Raw genomic sequence first — 18,165 nt, 5'->3', positions numbered from 1 at the left:
CGACATCCAGCGGCTTGCCGTCGCGGTTGCGCTCCTGTATCGCCACCGCATATGTTCACCTGGAGTGAAATAGATCCGCGAGAATCGGGGGCGACATGGCGAACAAGACTTCTGGCACCAAACCCGCCGATACCGCCGCCAAGAGCAAGGCGCCGGCGAAGCGCGTTTCGGTCGACGGGCGCACGATCCGCACGCCGCTGACACAGAATCCGCACGCCATCCGCGATACGCGCGAAAAGGTGCTTGAAGTGGCGATCGGCCACGAGGTGCGCGCTTTCCGCAAGAAGCTCGGCATCACCGTCGCCGATCTCGCCGCCGCCACCGACATTTCGCTCGGCATGCTGTCGAAGATCGAAAACGGCATCACCTCGCCGTCGCTGACGACATTGCAGGCGCTGTCGCGGGCACTCGGCGTTCCGGTGACCGCCTTCTTCCGGCGTTTCGAGGAAGAGCACAGCGCCGTTTTCGTCAAGGCCGGCCAAGGCGTCGATGTCGAGCGGCGCGGCACCCGTGCCGGCCACCAGTACAATCTGCTCGGCCATATCGGAGCCAACACCAGCGGTGTCGTCGTCGAGCCCTATCTTATCACGCTGACCGAGAATTCGGATGTGTTCCCGACCTTCCAGCATGCGGGCATGGAGTTCCTCTACATGCTCGAGGGCGAGGTCGTTTACCGGCACGGCAACAACCTCTATCCGATGAAGCCGGGCGACAGCCTGTTCTTCGACGCCGACGCGCCGCATGGGCCGGAAGAGCTTACGCAATTGCCGATGCGATACCTGTCGATCATCTGCTATCCGCAAAACAGCGCAGGGTGATTGGCTGATCTCCACCCCTCGCGGGGGGAGATTGGCAGCCTCTAATCCGGCCCGAATCCCGGGCTGGTCGGGCTGCCGTCATCCAGCTTCGACAACCACTCGACCAGCGTTGGCCTGTACCGGGTGAGGCCCTTATAGGTGGCGAGCTCCTCCGGCAGGTCGCGGATGACGCGGTGCAGGCGGCGCGCCCATTTCGGCTGCGTGACCAGCTCATCCATCTTGATCAGGTAGCAGCGGATGGGGAAGACGATGCCATTGGAGCGCGGCAGCCGCCAGAAGCTTTGCAGCTCGACGCGCAGATGCACCTTCTGGCCGACATTCTCCGGCGTCACCGTCGCGCGGTCCGGTCCCCATTTGTGATAATTCTCGGGGCTGGTGTCGAGGCGCGGATTGATGGTCATCGTCCAGTTTAGGCGCCTGGCGGGCTTGCCCTGCTGGATGTTGGTGAGGAATTTCAGCGCGCGGGTGAAGATTCCCTTTTCATGCGCCAACGGCACAGGCGCGTGCCACTCGAAGAAGTTCATGCCGATGTCGAAATCGAGCGACCAGTCGGCCTGGGTGGTGACCATGCCGGCATCCATCCACAGATTGCCGTCACGCTGATCGAGGATGCAGAAGTCGCCCTGGCTCTGGCGCGTGATGTATTCCATCGGGCCATAGGGCAGCGTCGAGGTGTCGCCGAAGGTAAAGGTGTCGTCGATGCCAAGCGGGCGATTGATCCAGCGCCAGCGGTCGCCGTCGCGCTCCAGCGTGAAATGCTCGGGATAGCCGAGCGCCTGCTGCTCCATCAGAAGCTCCAGCAGGTCCCAGCCGGCGAGCGTCATATGCGGCAGCGACTGGCAGCGCAGCGGATCCTCGGCCAGCACCAGCGCGCGATCCTGCATCTCCGCGACATAGTGCTCGTCGACGTCGATCAGGTTTTCGAGAACGCTGCCCTTTGGCCCGACGACATGCGGCTCGATGTTGACCGCATACATGTAGGCGTCTTCGTTGAACGGAAACGGAAAGCGCCTGATGTGCTCGGGACTGTTCCTAAAGGTGAAATCGTCGCGGAAAGTTTCCTTACGAAACGTGATGCCCATTGACGCCTCCTATCTTTCCAGGACCAGCGACTTGCCCTCGAAACGCGAGACGCAAGGCATGATCTTGCAGCCGGAACGGTGGTCTTCCTCGCTCAGCCAGTGATCGTTGTGGATGAACTTGCCGTCGTAGGAGATCACATTGGTCTCGCACTGGCCGCAGACGCCGCCGCGGCACAGATAGGGCGGATCGACGCCGGCCGCCTCGATCGCTTCGAGCAGGCTCTGCTGTTCGCCGACATGGATCGTCTTGCCGCTGACGGCCAACTCGACGTCGAAGGGCGCGCCGGGCTGGGGCGCCGCGAAATGCTCGAAATGCACGGTTTCCGGCGGCCAGCCCAGGCTGGCAGCGCGGTCGCGCACCCAGTTGATCATGCCAGCCGGGCCGCAGACATAGAGATGCGTTCCGAGCGGCTGGGAGGACAGAAGCCGATCGAGATCGATGCGCTCCTCTCGGTCGTCGTGATAGAGCCGGACCCGGTTGCCATATCGCTCTCGCAGCACGTCGGCATAGGTTCCGAGCGAGGCGGTGCGGCAGGTGTAGTGCAGTTCGAAATTGCCGCCGGCGCCCGCCAGTTGCGACGTCTGCGCCATGAACGGGGTGATGCCGATGCCGCCGGCCAGCATCAGATGTTTCCTGGCCCTGAGATCCAGCGAAAACAGGTTGACCGGGTAACTGATCACCATCTCCAGGCCGGGCTTGACCTGCCGGTGCATGAACAACGAGCCGCCACGTCCGAGATCGTCGCGCCTGACGGAAATCGTGTATTCGCGCGTGTCGAGCGGCGAGCCCATCAGCGAGTAGGGATTGAGCCTCGTGCGGTTGCCGTCGCGCATCTCGACCACGACATGCGCGCCCCCGGAAAAGGTCGGCAACAGCCCGCCGTCGCGGCGGCGGAAATGGAAGCGGGTGACCAGTTCGTTGACAGGGACGACGTCGCTGACGACGACATCGAGCTTTGTGGTGCCGGTGCTCACGGGAAGGCCTCCTCCATTGGAGGAATCTCGGAGCGATCCTCGGCGTTGATGCACACGCCCTGGAAGGCGGCGAGGCGCCGCGAATAGTGGTCGCGCACCAGAAGCAGCAGGCCGCAATGCGAGCAGAGCGCCGGCTGCGTCGTCACATTCTCGGTAATGCCCTTGCAGTGCACGCATTGCATGCGCCGCGCCAGCGAGCCGCGATGCTCGGTCTGCATCGCGGTGTGGTCGATGCCGGCTTCGAGCGCGGCCTGCATCGCCTGACCGATCAGGCCCTCGGTGCCCGAGAGATAGAGACGCAGGCCCATATGCGCGTTGGTCAGCGTTTGCTTCAATCTGGGCAGCAAGCTCGCGAAGGACGGCGCCAGATGGAGTTGCGCCGGCTTCAGCGCTTCGAGGGCGCCGATGTGCCTGCCGTCGGGACCTGGAATGAAATCGATCTCGGCACTATCGAAGAAGCCGGGCGCCGCCTTGCCGGCCATGTCGGTGATCGCCAGCGCGCCTTCCATATCGGCGATAAAGAGATGATGCTTGCCGGGCTGCGGAGATAGCGTTCCGTAAACGGGCCGGCTGATGATCGTCTTGGCTGCCATTCTTCCTTAGATCACCATGGCGCTTCGTTGAAACGTCATCGCGATCTAACTCCTTGTTGGAGCATGGTCTTTTCCGAAAACCGGGTCCCACTTTTCGGGATCATGCTCTAGTGCCTCGAAATCCCTCCCGCTGATGATGCCTCAACCCTTAGCGGTGCGCTTGGCTTTCTTGGGATCGTCGAACGGCAATGGCTGCGCCGTCGCCTTGATCGAGCCGCTTCTGTTGCGAATCTCGAGCTTGGTGTCCTTCACCGCGCAGTCGACGTCGAGACGGGCGATGCCCATCGATTTCTCGACCAGCGGCGAATACATGGCGCAGGTGACCACGCCGACCTTTTTGCCGTCGCGATAGACAGGCGCCCCCTCGTCGGCCGGCTCCTTGCCGTCGAGCAGGACGCCAAAGATCTTGAAGCGTTCCTTGCCCTTCAGCCGGTAATGTTCCTCCGCCCCGCGGAAACCGGTCTTGCCGGGGCTGACGGTGAAGTCGAGGCCGAGTTCCCACAGCGTGTCGCCCGGGCCTTCGTTCTCGAACGGATACTTTTGGGAATTGTCGTAAGGATAGAACAGCAGGTAGCTCTCGACGCGCAGCATGTCGAGCGTGGTGAAGCGACACGGGATGATGCCGGCGCCCTTGCCCTCCTCGAGAATGCGGTCCCAGATCGTGCCGGCATCCTGGCCTCGGCAGAAGATCTCGTAGCCGCGCTCGCCGGTGTAGCCGGTGCGCGAGATCATGACGGGCAAGCCGAAGAGCTGCGTCTGCATGTGATGGAAGTATGGTAGATCGCGGATGCCCGGCACATGCTTGGCCAGATAGTCGACGGCGGTCGGCCCCTGCAGCGAAAGGTCATGCAGGTTGTCGTCGAAACGCAGCGAGACATCGCGCCCCATCGCCGCCCGCTGCAACTCCTCATGGCCGGTGCCGGAGCCGTGCACCACCATCCAGGAGTTCGGGCTGATGCGGTAGAGTATGCAGTCGTCGGTGAACTTGCCGGCCTCGTTCAGCATGCAGGCATAGGCTGATTTGCCGGGATAGATTTTTTCCACGTCGCGCGTGGTGGCAAGGTCGATGAGATGCGAGGCGTGCGGTCCGGTGATATGGACCTTCTTCAAGCCGGAGACATCCATCAGGCCGGCCTTGGTGCGGATCGCGATGTACTCCTCGTCGGCATCCTTGTCGTAGGTCCAGGCGGTCCCCATCCCGCTCCAGTCCTCGAGCTTCGAGCCGAGCGCGCGATGGCGGTCCGCCAGGGTCGAGAATCTCCAGGATGCCGTCATCCGATCGTCCTCCGTGCGATTTAAGTCGTTGCTGTTCCCTGCTCCTGCTCGACGGCGGAGCTTGATCGAATATTGACCGCAAACGGCGAAGCCCTGCAATCCCCTTGAAGCAAATAATTTCATTGTCAGGCAAATTTCGTGACCTGAAACAAACGGTTTACGATGCGTAAATCCGGCTTGACAATTCCAGTATTCGGACGGAATTTATGAAAAAAATTTCACTCTGTTGAAAGAGTGGACGCCCGGTCGATTTCGGGGCCGGACGTCGCCAGAAGGGGAAAACCGATGTCCGACATGCAGCAGCGCATCGAAGCGCTGTACCGCTCCGACGTGCGTGGATCCGTGCTCCTGATCGTCTGCCTGTGGGCGACGATCCTCTTCGTCCTCCTGATGACCTGGGCCTACATCCCCGACAGCGGGATCAAGGTCGTGGTCGTGATCGCGGCTGCCGCTGTGCTGATCTTCAACACAGCCGCCATCCTGGCGATGCTCAACCACTACAAGGAAGACAAGGACTTCATCTACGGCCTCGACATCAAGAACGCCGACGCGTTCCGCAACCGCAAGTCCTGAGGGGAGAGACCATGTCCCGCTACATCCCGCCGGAACAGAGCAAGGCCGGCCAGATTCTCGACATCGCCGTCGTCGTGGTGGCCATCTTCGTGGCGCTTTGGCTGCCGCTGAAGCTCGGCCTTGCCGGGGCCGCGAAATCCATCGATCCGCTTGACGCCAAGACCTGGGATGCCCTCGGCCAGAACGCTACCATGGCTTCGATCTGGGAAAAGCTCGGCTACACGCCGGAGACTGCGCACGACATCATCCAGAACCGCTTCCACTACATCATCGACTGGCCGACGCTCATCATCATGGCGGTCGTGCTGATCGCCTATTTCGTCTTCCTGTTCCGAGCCTCCGACAAGGAATATCGCGAGGTCATCAACGAGAAGTTCGACGACAAGTAATCCTTCGACGACACGTAATTCGGGGACACGATCATGTGGATGACAGTCTCTTACGCATGCTGGGGCATCTCGATCCTGCTGGCGCTCTGGATGCTCTACGATTGGTTCAAGGTCGATACGACCTATTCCGAGGGCGTGCTGACCTCCTCGCGCGAAGGCGAGCTTGAAGCCGTTTCCGAAAAACACCGGATCTGAGTGGGGACTGACGATGACCGCTGCGGCTGAAACGGGACTAACGACGACGATCCACGGCGACAGGGTTTCGCTTCTCAGGGTGCTCGGCCCTGCCCATGTCTGGGCGCTCGGCGTCGGCATCGTGCTGGTCGGCGAATTCACCGGCTGGAACTTCGCCGCCGACAAGGGCGGCGCGCTGGCCGCGCTGATCGTCTGCTGGATCGTCGGGCTGCTCTATACCTCGGTCGCCATGATCGATTCCGAAGTGACGTCGACCGTCGCCGCCGCCGGCGGGCAGTATGCGCAGGCCAAGCACATCGTCGGGCCGCTGATGGCCTTCAACGTCGCGCTGTTTTTGGTCTTCGCCTACACAATGCTCGAAGTGTCGGACGCCATCCTCCTCGGCGATACGATCGTCGCCAAGGCCGGCGTCGAAGGATTGACGCACAATTCCTTCATCGCCGCCACCATCGTCGTGCTCGCCTGGCTCAACTATCGCGGCGTGCTGATGACGCTCAACGTGAACTTCGTCATCACCGCGATCGCCTATGTCTCGATCGTCATCCTGTTCTTCTCGGTGAGCCCCTGGACGCAGGGCGCGGTTCTGAAGCTCAACGAACTGGTGACGCCCGGCAACGCGCTGCCCTATGGCTGGATCGGCGTGATCGCCGCCTTCCAGTTCGGCATCTGGTATTATCTCGGCATCGAGGGCACCACGCAGGCCGCCGAGGAAGTGCGCTCGCCCGCACGCTCCCTGCCCTACGGTACGATGGCCGGCATGATCACGCTTCTGATCGCCGCCGCCATGACCTGGTATGTCTGCGCCTCGCTGATGCCCTGGGAGTATCTCGGCATCACCTATTATCCGCTGTGGGACGCCGGCAAGCTCACCGGCAGCCCGTTGCTCGAGAACCTCCTGTTCATCGCGACGCTACTCGCCGCGCTCGCCTCGGCCAATGGCTGCATCAACGACGCGGCGCGCGCCTGGTTCTCGCTCGGCCGCGACCGTTACCTGCCGAGCTGGTTCTCGGCGGTGCATCCGAAATACCGCACGCCCTATCGCTCCATCCTGTTCCTGCTGCCGATCGCGCTGGCTTTCGCCTTTATCGCCGATCTCAACCAGGCAATCACCTTCTCGATCCTGTCGGGCGTGCTGCAATACACCTTCATGAGCATCAACATCATGATGTTCCGCAAGAAGTGGCCGTTGGGCTCGATCCGCCGCGGCTACACGCATCCCTTCCATCCGCTGCCGGCGATCGTCCTGTTCTGCCTGTGCATGGTCACTTTCTTCGCCATCTTCCTCGGCTTCGGCTCGCAGCTGATCGCGATGACGGTCTTCTATTTCCTGATTTCGCTGTGGTTCCATTTCTACCGCTACAAGTTCGTGCGGCGCGGCGACCAGTTCTCCATGCCGTGGCCGAAGCCGCAGGGTTATTGAGTGGAGTGAAGGCCCGCCTGTCGACGGCGGGCCGTGGCGTATCGAGATGTCGGAACTGACTTCAGTATTGCTTGCCGGGGCGATCGCACTGGGCGTCGTCGCCCATATTGCCTGGCTCGCTCGCACCAGCCGCGACAAGGCGAAGGCTTCCCTGGCCGCCGATACGGCCAGGGTCCGCAGCGTCATTGCCGATGCCGCCGATATTTCCGACGGCACGGCCGGCGTCGCCACCTGGGCCGGTTCCTGGAACGGTCAGCGCGTTCAGGTTCGCACCATCGTCGACACGCTGGCGACGCGAAAACTGCCGACACGCTGGCTCAGCGTTTCAATCACCGAGCCGGTCGCGGTGCCGGGTGTATTCGACATGATGATGCGGCCGAATTCGGCGACGACCTTTTCCAATTTCGACCATCTTGCGCACACGCTGCCGAAGGCGCCCGGCTTTCCTGCGGAGGCAGTGCTCAAAACGGACCGCAAGGGCGTCGCGTTTCGACAGGACCTGATCGCCTCGCGCCTCGACATTTTTGCCGAAGGACGCGCCAAGGAATTGCTTATCACGCCGAAGGGCGTGCGCATCGTCTGGCTGCTGGCCGAGGCCGAGCGCGCACGCTACGGCGTGTTCCGGCAGGCCGCATTCGGCGGCGCCAGCATCGACCCCGCCTTGATCGAAAGGCTGCTCGAGGCGGCATGCGCTATTCGCGATGCGATCAACCGGCGCGAAAGACAGGCAGCATGAGCGACGCAACCGGCACCCCTGCTCCCGTCAATCCCTATCTCGTGCTAGGCGCTGCCGTCGTCTTGCCGGCAAGCGGCCATGTCATGCTCGGCGTCCCGGTACGGGGGCTGCAATTCCTGTTCTTCATGGTGATCCTTGGCTGGATAACGGCCAAGCTGGCGCCGGCCGACGCGAGCTTCATCGGCCGCCACGCCGGCGCTTTCCTGATCTATGCCTTCTCGATTCTCGACGCCTACAAAATCGCGCGTGTCCGCCATGCCATCTGGGTTCACAAGTCACGCCCGGACGGCGATAGTGCCGAGGGCGACGCGCCATCGAATATATAACCACAGGAAAATTTTTTTCATACCAATTGAATTCTGCAAACTCATTGAGTACATCATCTGAGAGCCAAAAACGCCGGAGGCTGGCATGTGCGGAATCGTCGGACTTTTCTTGAAGGACAAGGCGCTGGAGCCGAAGCTCGGCGCGATGCTGTCGGAGATGCTGGTGTCGCTCAGCGACCGCGGGCCTGACAGCGCCGGCATCGCCATCTATGGCGCCCCGTCCAAGAACGAGGCCAAGATCACCATCCAGTCGGCCAAGCCGGAGCGCGATTTCCGCGGCCTCGATGCCGAGCTGGCCAAGGCGGTCGGCGCGCCGGTGAGCATTGCCGTTAATTCGACACACGCGGTCATCAGGACCACACCGGACAAGGTTGACGCCGCGCGCGAAGCGCTGCAGTCGTTGCGTCCCGACATTCGCATCATGGGCGCCGGCGAGGCAGTTGAGATCTACAAGGAAGTCGGCCTGCCCGAAACCGTCGTCGATCGCTTCCACGTGCGCACGATGACCGGCACGCACGGCATCGGCCATACCCGGATGGCAACGGAATCGGCGGTCACCACGATGGGCGCGCATCCGTTCTCGACCGGCGCCGACCAGTGCCTGGTGCACAACGGCTCGCTCTCCAACCACAACAATGTGCGCCGCGAGCTGATCCGCGACGGTATGAAATTCGAGACCGAGAACGACACCGAAGTGGCCGCCGCCTACCTTTCCAACCGCATGGCGCATGGCAAGAATCTGGGCGAGGCGCTGGAAGGCACCCTCTCCGACCTTGACGGCTTCTTCACCTTCGTCGTCGGCACCAAGAACGGCTTCGGCGTGGTGCGCGACCCGATCGCCTGCAAGCCCGCCGTGATGGCCGAGACCGACCAGTATGTCGCCTTCGGCTCCGAATACCGCGCGCTGACCAAGCTTCCCGGCATCGACAATGCGCGGGTCTGGGAACCCGAGCCCGCAACCGTCTATTTCTGGGAGCATTGAGCTGATGCCGGCAACCACAATGTCGAAGGCTGGGCGCGACCAGAGCCATGCGAGGGTCTTCGACCTCTCGCAACATTCGCTGCGCGAGTTGAACCAGGCTCTGCACAAGCTGACGCCCGGTTCGAACGAGACCGCCTGGGAAGTGCTCAACCCGAAGGGCAGCCATTCGGTGGCCGTCGGCGTCGACCAGCCGGTCTCGATCGATGTGCGCGGCAGTGTCGGCTATTACTGCGCCGGGATGAATGACGGCGCCACGATCACGGTGCACGGCTCGGCCGGTCCCGGCGTCGGCGAAAACATGATGTCGGGCACGATCGTCATCAAGGGCGACGCCAGTCAGTATGCTGGCGCCACCGGCCGCGGCGGCCTGCTCATCATCGAGGGCAATGCCTCGTCGCGCTGCGGCATCTCGATGAAGGGCATCGACATCGTCGTGCACGGCAATATCGGCCACATGTCGGCCTTCATGGCGCAATCCGGCAACCTTGTGGTGCTGGGCGACGCCGGCGATGCGCTGGGCGATTCCATTTATGAGGCGCGGCTTTTCGTGCGCGGCAAGGTCGAAAGCCTCGGCGCCGACTGCATCGCCAAGGAGATGCGGCCAGAGCATATCGAATTGCTGCAGGGCCTGCTCGACAAGGCCGGCGTCACCGGCGTCAAGGCGTCGGAGTTCAAGCGCTACGGCTCGGCCCGCAAACTCTATAATTTCAACATCGATAACGCCGACGCGTATTGAGGCAAGATGACGTACCGCAACCCGCCGACGACGCCGCGCAAATCCGCGACCTTCGACGACTACACGCTTTCCGAAATCCGCCGCGCGGCCGCGACCGGCATCTATGACATCCGCGGCGCCGGCGCCAAGCGCAAGCTGCCTCATTTCGACGACCTTTTGTTTCTTGGTGCCTCGATTTCGCGCTATCCGCTCGAAGGCTATCGCGAGCGCTGCGACACTTCTGTGGTGCTCGGCTCGCGCCATGCCAAGAAGCCGATCGAACTGAAGATTCCGATCACCATCGCGGGCATGAGTTTCGGTTCGCTCTCCGGCCCGGCCAAGGAAGCGCTCGGCCGCGGCGCGACGATCGCCGGAACATCGACCACCACCGGCGATGGCGGCATGACCGAGGAGGAGCGCGGCCATTCGAAGACGCTGGTCTACCAGTATCTGCCCTCGCGCTATGGCATGAACCCGCGAGACCTGCGCCGCGCCGACGCCATCGAAGTGGTGGTCGGCCAAGGCGCCAAGCCCGGCGGCGGCGGCATGCTGCTTGGACAGAAGATTTCCGACCGCGTCGCCGAGATGCGCACCCTTCCCAAGGGCATCGACCAGCGTTCGGCCTCGCGCCATCCCGACTGGACCGGACCCGACGATCTCGAGATCAAGATCCTTGAGTTGCGCGAGATCACCGACTGGGAAAAGCCGATCTACGTCAAGGTCGGCGGCGCCCGCCCCTATTACGACACCGCGCTTGCGGTGAAGGCCGGCGCCGATGTCGTCGTGGTCGACGGCATGCAGGGCGGCACGGCTGCGACCCAGGAAGTGTTCATCGAGAATGTCGGCCAGCCGACGCTTGCCTGCATCAGGCCGGCGGTGCAGGCGCTGCAGGACCTCGGCATGCACCGCAAGGTGCAGCTCATCATCTCCGGCGGCATCCGTAACGGCGCCGATGTCGCCAAGGCGCTGGCGCTCGGCGTCGACGCCGTCTCGATCGGCACGGCAGCACTTGTCGCGCTCGGCGACAACGATCCGCGCTGGGAGGCGGAATACAACGAACTCGGCACCACGGCCGGCGCCTATGACGACTGGCATGAGGGTCGTGACCCTGCCGGCATCACTACGCAGGATCCCGAACTTATGAAGCGGGTCGATCCCATCGCCGCCGGAAGGCGGCTGGCCAATTATCTCAAGGTGATGACGCTGGAGGCACAGACGATCGCCCGCGCCTGCGGCAAGAACAGCCTGCACAATCTCGAGCCCGAGGATCTCGTCGCGCTCACCATCGAAGCCGCCGCCATGGCCGGCGTGCCTTTGGCCGGCACCAACTGGATACCGGGGAAGAACGGCTTCTGACACAGACTACCCAGACCACATAAGCGAGGGACTAAAACAATGGGGAACGATCTCGCCGCATTCGCCAAGGAGAACGGCGTCAAATATTTCATGGTCTCCTACACCGACCTGTTCGGTGGGCAGCGTGCCAAGCTGGTGCCTGCGCAGGCGATCGCCGACATGCAGAAGGACGGCGCTGGCTTTGCCGGCTTCGCCACCTGGCTCGACATGACGCCGGCCCATCCCGACATGCTTGCGGTGCCGGATCCAGACTCCGTCATCCAGCTGCCGTGGAAGCCCGAGGTCGCCTGGGTTGCCGCGAACTGCGTCATGGAAGACAAGCTCGTCGACCAGGCGCCCCGCAATACTCTGAAGCGCCTGATCGCCGAGGCCGCCAGCGACGGCATGCATGTCAAGACAGGCGTCGAGGCCGAGTTCTTCCTGATCTCGTCTGACGGCAGCACAATCTCCGACCAATACGATACAGCCTCGAAGCCCTGCTACGACCAGCAGGCGGTGATGCGCCGCTACGACGTGATCGCCGAGATCTGCGATCATATGCTGGCGCTGGGCTGGGGCGCCTATCAGAACGACCATGAAGACGCCAACGGCCAGTTCGAGATGAACTGGGCCTTCGACGATGTCCTGGCCACGGCCGACAAGCACTCCTTCTTCAAGTTCATGGTCAAGTCCATTGCGGAAAAGCATGGTCTGCGCGCGACGTTCATGCCGAAACCCTTCCAGGGCCTGACCGGCAATGGCTGCCACGTCCATATCTCGGTGTGGGACAAGGCCGGCAAGACCAATGTGTTCGCCGACAATTCGATGGAGCTGGGCTTGTCCGCCAAGGGCAAGAACTTCCTCGGCGGCATCATGAAGCATGCTTCCGCGCTTGCGGCGATCACCAATCCGACGGTCAATTCCTACAAGCGCATCAACGCGCCGCGCACCATTTCGGGCGCGACCTGGGCGCCGAACACGGTTACCTGGACCGGCAACAACCGCACCCACATGGTGCGCGTGCCCGGCCCGGGCCGCTTCGAGCTGCGACTGCCGGACGGCGCCGCAAACCCCTATCTCCTGCAGGCGGTGATCATAGCGGCCGGTCTCGACGGCATCCGCTCCAAGGCCGATCCCGGCAAGCGCTACGACATAGACATGTACCAGTTCGGCCATACGGTGAAGGGCGCGCCCAAGCTGCCCCTCAACCTGCTGGATGCGCTGCGCGAGTTCGACAAGGACAAATCACTGAAGGGGGCGCTGGGTGAGGAATTCTCGTCGGCTTATCTAAAGCTGAAGCACCAGGAATGGAATTCCTATGCCTCGCACTTCACGCAATGGGAGCGCGACCACACGCTGGATATCTAGATATCCTCGCGGTGCGAGCGACCTCGGAATGAACTGATGAAATATTCGATCTTCTCGCTCGCTCGCGCCGCTCTCTCCGGCCACAAGAATTGGAAGCCGACCTGGCGCGACGCGGCGCCTAAGGATCGCTATGACGTGATCATCATCGGCGGCGGCGGCCACGGTCTCGCCACCGCCTGGTTCCTCGCCAGCGAGTTCGGCATCCGCAATGTCGCGGTGCTGGAGAAGGGCTGGATCGGCTCCGGCAATGCCGGCCGCAACACGACCATCATCCGCTCAAATTACGGCCTGCCCGGCAACACCGGCTTCTACGAATTATCGATGAAGCTGTGGGAGACGATGGAGCAGGATCTCAACTACAACGCGATGGTCAGCCAGCGCGGCGTGCTGAACCTCTATCATTCCGACGCGCAGCGCGACGCCTTCGCCCGGCGCGGCAACACGATGCGCATCAACGGCATCGACGCGGAGCTGCTCGACCAGGCGGCACTGCGCAAGATGCTGCCGTTCCTGAATTTCGACAATGCACGCTTCCCCGTGCAAGGAGGCCTCCTGCAGCGTCGCGGCGGCACGGCGCGTCACGATGCTGTGGTCTGGGGCTATGCGCATGCGGCGAGCGCGCTCGGCGTGGACATCATCCAGAACTGCGAGGTCACCGGCTTCATACGTGACGCCAACGGCAAGGTTACGGGCGTCGAGACCTCGCGCGGCAAGATCGGCGCCGGCAAGGTCGGCATGGCGGTGGCGGGTTCCTCGTCACGCGTGGCGGCTATGGCGGGACTGCGGCTCCCAATCGAAAGCCATGTGCTGCAGGCCTTCGTCTCGGAAGCGATCAAGCCGCTCATCCCCGGTGTCATGACGTTCGGCGCCGGACATTTCTACGTCAGCCAGTCGGACAAGGGCGGGCTGGTCTTCGGCGGCGACATCGACGGCTACAACTCCTATGCCCAGCGCGGCAATCTGCCGGTGATGGAAGACGTCTGCGAGGGCGGCATGGCGCTGATCCCGATGATCGGCCGCGTGCGGCTTCTGCGCCAGTGGGGCGGCATCATGGACATGTCGATGGACGGCACGCCGATCATCGACAAGAGCCCGGTCGACGGCCTCTATATCAATGCCGGCTGGTGCTATGGCGGCTTCAAGGCGACGCCCGGCTCCGGCTTCGTCTTCGCCTATCTTCTGGCACGAGATGAATCGCACAAGGAGGCCGCCCGCTTCCGCCTCGACCGGTTCCAGCGCGGCGCGATGATCGACGAGAAGGGCCAGGGCGCCCAACCCAACCTGCATTGAAGACCCGACCATGCGCATAGCCTGTCCCTTCTGCGGCGAACGTGAACTCGGCGAGTTCACCTATCTCGGCGACGCCAAGCCGCAACGCCCCGCGGCGGATGCCGGCGAGGAAGCTGTCTACGATTACGTTTATCTGCGCGACAACGTCGCCGGCGTGATGAGCGAGCACTGGTATCATGGCGGCGGCTGCCGGGCCTGGCTGAAGGTCACCCGCAACACGCTGACGCATGAGATCTCGGCCGTCGAGCCGGCCGCGGGCGCCGGCGCCGCCAAGGTTGGTGCGTGATGGCTGGCATCCAGGCGAACCGACTGAACAATGGCGGTCTCATCGATCGCTCGGCCGCACTCAATTTCCGCTTCGACGGCAAGGCATTCTCTGGCTTCAAGGGCGATACGCTGGCGTCCGCGCTGGTCGCCAACGGCGTCAAGCTCGTCGGCCGCTCGTTCAAATATCACCGCCCGCGCGGCATACTGACGGCGGGCTCGGAAGAGCCGAACGCGCTGGTCGAACTGCGCAGCGGCGCCAGGCGCGAGGCGAATACCAAGGCGACGACGGCCGAGCTCTATGAGGGCCTCGAAGCCGCCAGCCAAAACCGCTGGCCGTCGCTCAATTTCGACGTCATGTCGGTCAACCAGTTGTTCGCGCCGATCTTCGTCGCCGGCTTCTACTACAAGACCTTCATGTGGCCGGCGAAGTTCTGGGAAGCCATCTACGAGCCGGCGATCCGCCGTGCCGCCGGCCTCGGCCGCGCCGCGCAGGTCCCCGACCCGGATCACTATGACAAGGCCTGGGCTCATTGCGATGTGGTGATCGCGGGCTCGGGTCCGGCGGGTCTCGCCGCTGCCCTTGCCGCAGGTCGCAGCGGCGCGCGTGTGATCCTGTGCGAGGAGGATTTCGTCCTCGGCGGTCGCCTGCTCGCCGATGGCGGCACGGTCGACGGATTGCCGGCCGCCGAATGGATCGCGCGCGCGGTTGCCGAACTTTCGGCGATCCCGGATGTGCGCATCATGACACGCGCGACATTGTTCGGCGTCTATGACGGCGGCACCTATGGCGCGATCGAACGCGTCAACGACCATCTGCCGGTGCCGCCGGAACACCAGGTGCGGCAGCGGCTGTGGCGCATCGTGGCCAAGCGCTGCGTGGTCGCCGCGGGCGCGATCGAACGTCCCATCGTCTTTGCCGGCAACGACACGCCCGGCGTGATGATGGCATCGGCCATGCGCAGCTACATCAACCGCTACGCCGCCACGCCGGCCAGGCGCATCGCGCTGTTCACCAACAATGAGGATGGCTGGCGCACCGCCGAGACGGCGATCGCCGCCGGCCTGCAGGTGGCGGCGGTGATCGACGCGCGGCCGGACGTTTTGCAGGCGCATCGCTCGCTGGCCAGCAAGGGCGGCTTCCCGGTGCTGCACGGCGCCGTCAGCGGTGTCGACGGCGGCAAGGGCGGCGTGCGCAAGATTTCCGTCTCGCTGACCGGCGGCGCGCGCGCCGAGGTCGAGGCGGACGGGCTCGCCGTCTCGGGCGGCTGGAATCCGGCGGTCGGCCTCACCTCCTATCACCGCGGCCGGCCGAAATGGCGCGACGATATCGCAGCCTTCGTGCCGGATGGCGCGCCGCCCGGCATGGTCGCGTCGGGCGCGGCCAACGGCGCCTTCGGACTTGGCGCCTGCCTGCGCGAAGGGTTCGAAGCCGGCGCCGCCGCGGCACGCGATGCCGGACGCAGCGGCAATATCGGATCGATGCCGGTCGCCGACGACGAAGCCTACTCGATCAGCCCGCTTTGGCATGTCGCCGGCAAGGGCAAGGCCTTCGTCGACCAGCAGCACGACGTTACTGCTTCCGATGTCGAACTGGCGCAGCGCGAAGGTTTTCAATCGGTCGAGCATCTGAAGCGCTACACGACGCTCGGCATGGCAACTGACCAGGGCAAGACCTCGAATGTCGCCGGCCTCGCCATCATGGCCGCGGTCAGCGGCAAATCGATCCCGGATACGGGCACGACAATCTACCGGCCGCCTTATGTGCCGGTCGCCATCGGCGCCTTTGCCGGCCATCACCGCGACGAGAATTTCCATGCGACGCGGCTGACGCCGTCGCATCATTGGGCGGCCGAACAGGGCGCGGTCTTCGTCGACACGGGCCTTTGGAAGCGCGCGCAGTGGTATCCGCGTGCCGGCGAGAAGGACTGGCTGGAATCGGTGACGCGCGAGGTCAAGGCCGTGCGCAGCGGCGTCGGCTTCTGCGATGTCTCCACGCTCGGCAAGATCGACGTGCACGGCCCAGACGCCGGCGTCTTCCTCGACCGCGTCTACATCAACGTCTTTTCCAGCCTCGCCGTCGGCAAGGCGCGCTACGGCCTGATGCTGCGCGAGGACGGGATTGTCTACGACGACGGCACGACCTCGCGGCTGGCCGAGGACCATTATTTCCTCACGACCACGACGGCCAAGGCCGGACTGGTGATGCAGCATCTCGAATTCTGCCGCCAAGTGCTGTTCCCGGAGCTCGACGTGCAATTGACATCCGTTTCGGATCAGTGGGCGCAGTTCTCGATCGCGGGACCGAAGACCCGCGATCTCTTGAAGGAGATCGTCGATCCGGCCGAGGATTTGTCGAACGACGGTTTCCCATTCATGGGCGCACGCGAGGTCGCCTTGCGCGGCGGCATCAAGGCGAGGCTCTTCCGCATCTCGTTCTCCGGCGAAATGGCGTTCGAGATTTCGGTGCCGGCGCGCTATGGCGAGGCAATGGCGCGCAATCTGATGATTGCAGGCAAGCCGTTCGGTGTGACGCCTTACGGCACCGAGGCGCTCGGCGTGATGCGCATCGAAAAGGGCCATGTCGCCGGGCCAGAGCTCAACGGCACCACCACGGCGGGCGATCTCGGCCTCGGCAAGATGATGTCGACCAAGAAGGATTTCATCGGCCGCGTCATGGCCGGCCGCGAGGCGCTGGTCGCGCCTAACCGGCAAGTGGTCGTCGGCATCAAGCCGACCGACAAGGCGCGCCGCCTGCGCTCCGGCGCGCATATCATCCCAAAGGGCGAGACCCCCGGCCCCGACAATGACCAGGGTTATGTCACCTCGGTCTGCTTCTCGCCGGTGCTCGACCAGTGGATCGGGCTCGGTCTCGTCGAGCGCGGCCGCGAGCGCATCGGCGAGATCGTGCGCGCGCATGATCCGCTGCGCGGCGAGGATTACGATGTCGAGCTCTGCAATCCCGTCTTCTACGATCCGGATGGAGGGCGCCAGCGTGGCTGATTTTTCCTGGGACGTCCGCAGCCCGCTCGACCGCACGCTCGTCGCCGGCGCATATGGCGCGCAAGGCGAAGCCGGCGTGGCGCTGACCGAAATCCGCAATTTCGACCTCGTGCAGGTGATGGCCCGGCGCGGCAAGGCCGCGGATATGGCGAAGGCCGCGACGGCACGCTTCGGTGATGCTGCGCCGCCAACTCCGAAGGCGGTAGGGGCGGCCGACGCGACACTGATCTGGTCGGGACCGGATCAGTTCTTCGTTCTGTCCAAAGGCGGCAAGCACACCTTGGAGAGCCTGGCTCCCGCTTTTGCCGGATCGGCTTCGCTTTCGGACCAATCGCATGCGCGGGCGCTGATCGGCGTTTCCGGCGACAAGGCGCGCGCTATGCTCGCGAAGCTGTCGTCGATCGATTTGCATCCGGATATGTTCGCAGTCGGCGCGGCGGCGGCCACGTCGATGGATCATACCAGTGTCACGCTGTGGCGCGGCCAGGATCGCAACGGACAGGCGGTGTTCAATCTGCTGGTGTTTGCGACTTTCGCGGAAAGCCTGTGGCATACAGTTCTGGACTCCGCCGCGGAATATGGCGTCACGATCAGCCATTCCGAGGAACTGGCGTAACGACGCACGCCTTCCCCTTATCGCCTTGTGGGAAGAAGATGGATCGGTGCGAAGCGCCGAGACGGACGGGGGGTATTCCAGCGGAGTGAGACGTCGGCTTCCCTGGAACACCCCTCATCCGCCGCCTTCGGCGACACTTCTCCCACAAGGGGAGAAGGGGAAGCCGGCACCTCCCGCCTTGCCAAATCCATCTCCGCTGCTATTCTCTCG

At 63.6% G+C, this 18,165-nt stretch carries 19 protein-coding genes; 15 read left to right on the top strand and 4 right to left on the bottom strand.

Going from position 1 to position 18,165, the window contains the following annotated elements; genetic code table 11:
• Positions 1 to 95: 95 nt before the first annotated feature.
• Positions 96 to 818 carry a helix-turn-helix domain-containing protein gene (locus tag ACR64R_RS01430; protein ID WP_487359922.1) on the top strand — a complete coding sequence of 241 codons (723 nt, stop codon included), beginning with the start codon at positions 96 to 98 and terminating at the stop codon, positions 816 to 818.
• A gap of 41 nt (positions 819 to 859) precedes the next feature.
• Here ACR64R_RS01430 and ACR64R_RS01425 read toward each other — a convergent pair whose 3' ends face one another.
• From ACR64R_RS01425 to ACR64R_RS01410, 4 genes are all read right to left on the bottom strand, one after another.
• Positions 860 to 1,900: a heme-dependent oxidative N-demethylase family protein gene (locus tag ACR64R_RS01425; RefSeq protein ID WP_487359921.1), complete on the bottom strand. Its 1,041-nt coding sequence runs from the start codon at positions 1,898 to 1,900 to the stop codon at positions 860 to 862.
• 9 nt (positions 1,901 to 1,909) lie between these two features.
• The gene (locus ACR64R_RS01420) at positions 1,910 to 2,875 is read right to left on the bottom strand and encodes a PDR/VanB family oxidoreductase (RefSeq protein WP_487359920.1); all 966 of its coding nucleotides are present in this window, start codon (positions 2,873 to 2,875) and stop codon (positions 1,910 to 1,912) included.
• Positions 2,872 to 3,468, bottom strand: coding sequence for a dimethylamine monooxygenase subunit DmmA family protein (locus ACR64R_RS01415; RefSeq protein ID WP_487359919.1), 597 nt, complete (start codon positions 3,466 to 3,468; stop codon positions 2,872 to 2,874). The genes ACR64R_RS01420 and ACR64R_RS01415 overlap by 4 nt, the downstream gene beginning before the upstream one ends.
• A gap of 141 nt (positions 3,469 to 3,609) precedes the next feature.
• Positions 3,610 to 4,743, bottom strand: coding sequence for an aminomethyl transferase family protein (locus ACR64R_RS01410; protein ID WP_487359918.1), 1,134 nt, complete (start codon positions 4,741 to 4,743; stop codon positions 3,610 to 3,612).
• 285 nt (positions 4,744 to 5,028) lie between these two features.
• On the opposite strand from ACR64R_RS01410, the gene ACR64R_RS01405 reads away from it, so the two are divergent.
• The 14 genes from ACR64R_RS01405 to ACR64R_RS01340 all read left to right on the top strand — a co-directional run bounded on the left by ACR64R_RS01405 (position 5,029) and on the right by ACR64R_RS01340 (position 17,955).
• Complete coding sequence (locus ACR64R_RS01405; protein WP_487359917.1) at positions 5,029 to 5,316, top strand: hypothetical protein; 288 nt, start codon at positions 5,029 to 5,031, stop codon at positions 5,314 to 5,316.
• Between the two features lie 11 nt (positions 5,317 to 5,327).
• Positions 5,328 to 5,705 carry a hypothetical protein gene (locus tag ACR64R_RS01400; RefSeq protein ID WP_487359916.1) on the top strand — a complete coding sequence of 126 codons (378 nt, stop codon included), beginning with the start codon at positions 5,328 to 5,330 and terminating at the stop codon, positions 5,703 to 5,705.
• Between the two features lie 39 nt (positions 5,706 to 5,744).
• Complete coding sequence (locus ACR64R_RS01395) at positions 5,745 to 5,900, top strand: hypothetical protein (protein ID WP_487359915.1); 156 nt, start codon at positions 5,745 to 5,747, stop codon at positions 5,898 to 5,900.
• Between the two features lie 13 nt (positions 5,901 to 5,913).
• Positions 5,914 to 7,320, top strand: a complete 1,407-nt coding sequence (locus tag ACR64R_RS01390) for an APC family permease (RefSeq protein ID WP_487359914.1) — start codon at positions 5,914 to 5,916, stop codon at positions 7,318 to 7,320.
• A gap of 46 nt (positions 7,321 to 7,366) precedes the next feature.
• A complete protein-coding gene (locus ACR64R_RS01385) occupies positions 7,367 to 8,056 on the top strand; it encodes a hypothetical protein (protein WP_487359913.1) in 690 nt (229 codons plus the stop codon).
• The gene (locus ACR64R_RS01380) at positions 8,053 to 8,382 is read left to right on the top strand and encodes a hypothetical protein (protein ID WP_487359912.1); all 330 of its coding nucleotides are present in this window, start codon (positions 8,053 to 8,055) and stop codon (positions 8,380 to 8,382) included. Before ACR64R_RS01385 ends, ACR64R_RS01380 begins: the two co-directional genes overlap by 4 nt.
• An 85-nt stretch (positions 8,383 to 8,467) precedes the next feature.
• Complete coding sequence (locus tag ACR64R_RS01375; protein ID WP_487359911.1) at positions 8,468 to 9,364, top strand: class II glutamine amidotransferase; 897 nt, start codon at positions 8,468 to 8,470, stop codon at positions 9,362 to 9,364.
• Between the two features lie 4 nt (positions 9,365 to 9,368).
• Entirely contained in the window at positions 9,369 to 10,100 is a 732-nt protein-coding gene (locus tag ACR64R_RS01370; protein ID WP_487359910.1) for a GltB/FmdC/FwdC-like GXGXG domain-containing protein, read from the top strand.
• Between the two features lie 6 nt (positions 10,101 to 10,106).
• A complete protein-coding gene (locus ACR64R_RS01365; RefSeq protein WP_487359909.1) occupies positions 10,107 to 11,435 on the top strand; it encodes an FMN-binding glutamate synthase family protein in 1,329 nt (442 codons plus the stop codon).
• 39 nt (positions 11,436 to 11,474) lie between these two features.
• Positions 11,475 to 12,782 carry a type III glutamate--ammonia ligase gene (gene glnT, locus ACR64R_RS01360; RefSeq protein WP_487359908.1) on the top strand — a complete coding sequence of 436 codons (1,308 nt, stop codon included), beginning with the start codon at positions 11,475 to 11,477 and terminating at the stop codon, positions 12,780 to 12,782.
• A 36-nt stretch (positions 12,783 to 12,818) separates the two neighbouring features.
• Positions 12,819 to 14,072: a sarcosine oxidase subunit beta family protein gene (locus tag ACR64R_RS01355; protein WP_487359907.1), complete on the top strand. Its 1,254-nt coding sequence runs from the start codon at positions 12,819 to 12,821 to the stop codon at positions 14,070 to 14,072.
• A 10-nt stretch (positions 14,073 to 14,082) separates the two neighbouring features.
• Positions 14,083 to 14,358 (top strand): sarcosine oxidase subunit delta family protein, encoded by a 276-nt coding sequence (locus ACR64R_RS01350; RefSeq protein WP_487359906.1) that lies wholly within the window; start codon positions 14,083 to 14,085, stop codon positions 14,356 to 14,358.
• Positions 14,358 to 17,339, top strand: a complete 2,982-nt coding sequence (locus tag ACR64R_RS01345; RefSeq protein WP_487359905.1) for a sarcosine oxidase subunit alpha — start codon at positions 14,358 to 14,360, stop codon at positions 17,337 to 17,339. The genes ACR64R_RS01350 and ACR64R_RS01345 overlap by 1 nt, the downstream gene beginning before the upstream one ends.
• Positions 17,332 to 17,955 carry a sarcosine oxidase subunit gamma gene (locus ACR64R_RS01340; RefSeq protein ID WP_487359904.1) on the top strand — a complete coding sequence of 208 codons (624 nt, stop codon included), beginning with the start codon at positions 17,332 to 17,334 and terminating at the stop codon, positions 17,953 to 17,955. The genes ACR64R_RS01345 and ACR64R_RS01340 overlap by 8 nt, the downstream gene beginning before the upstream one ends.
• The last annotated feature ends 210 nt before the right edge of the window (positions 17,956 to 18,165 follow it).

The organism is Mesorhizobium sp. MC2-1-1, assembly GCF_057597255.1.
Note: the sequence above shows the minus strand (reverse complement) of the source record. Positions and strands in the feature narration are given on the sequence as shown.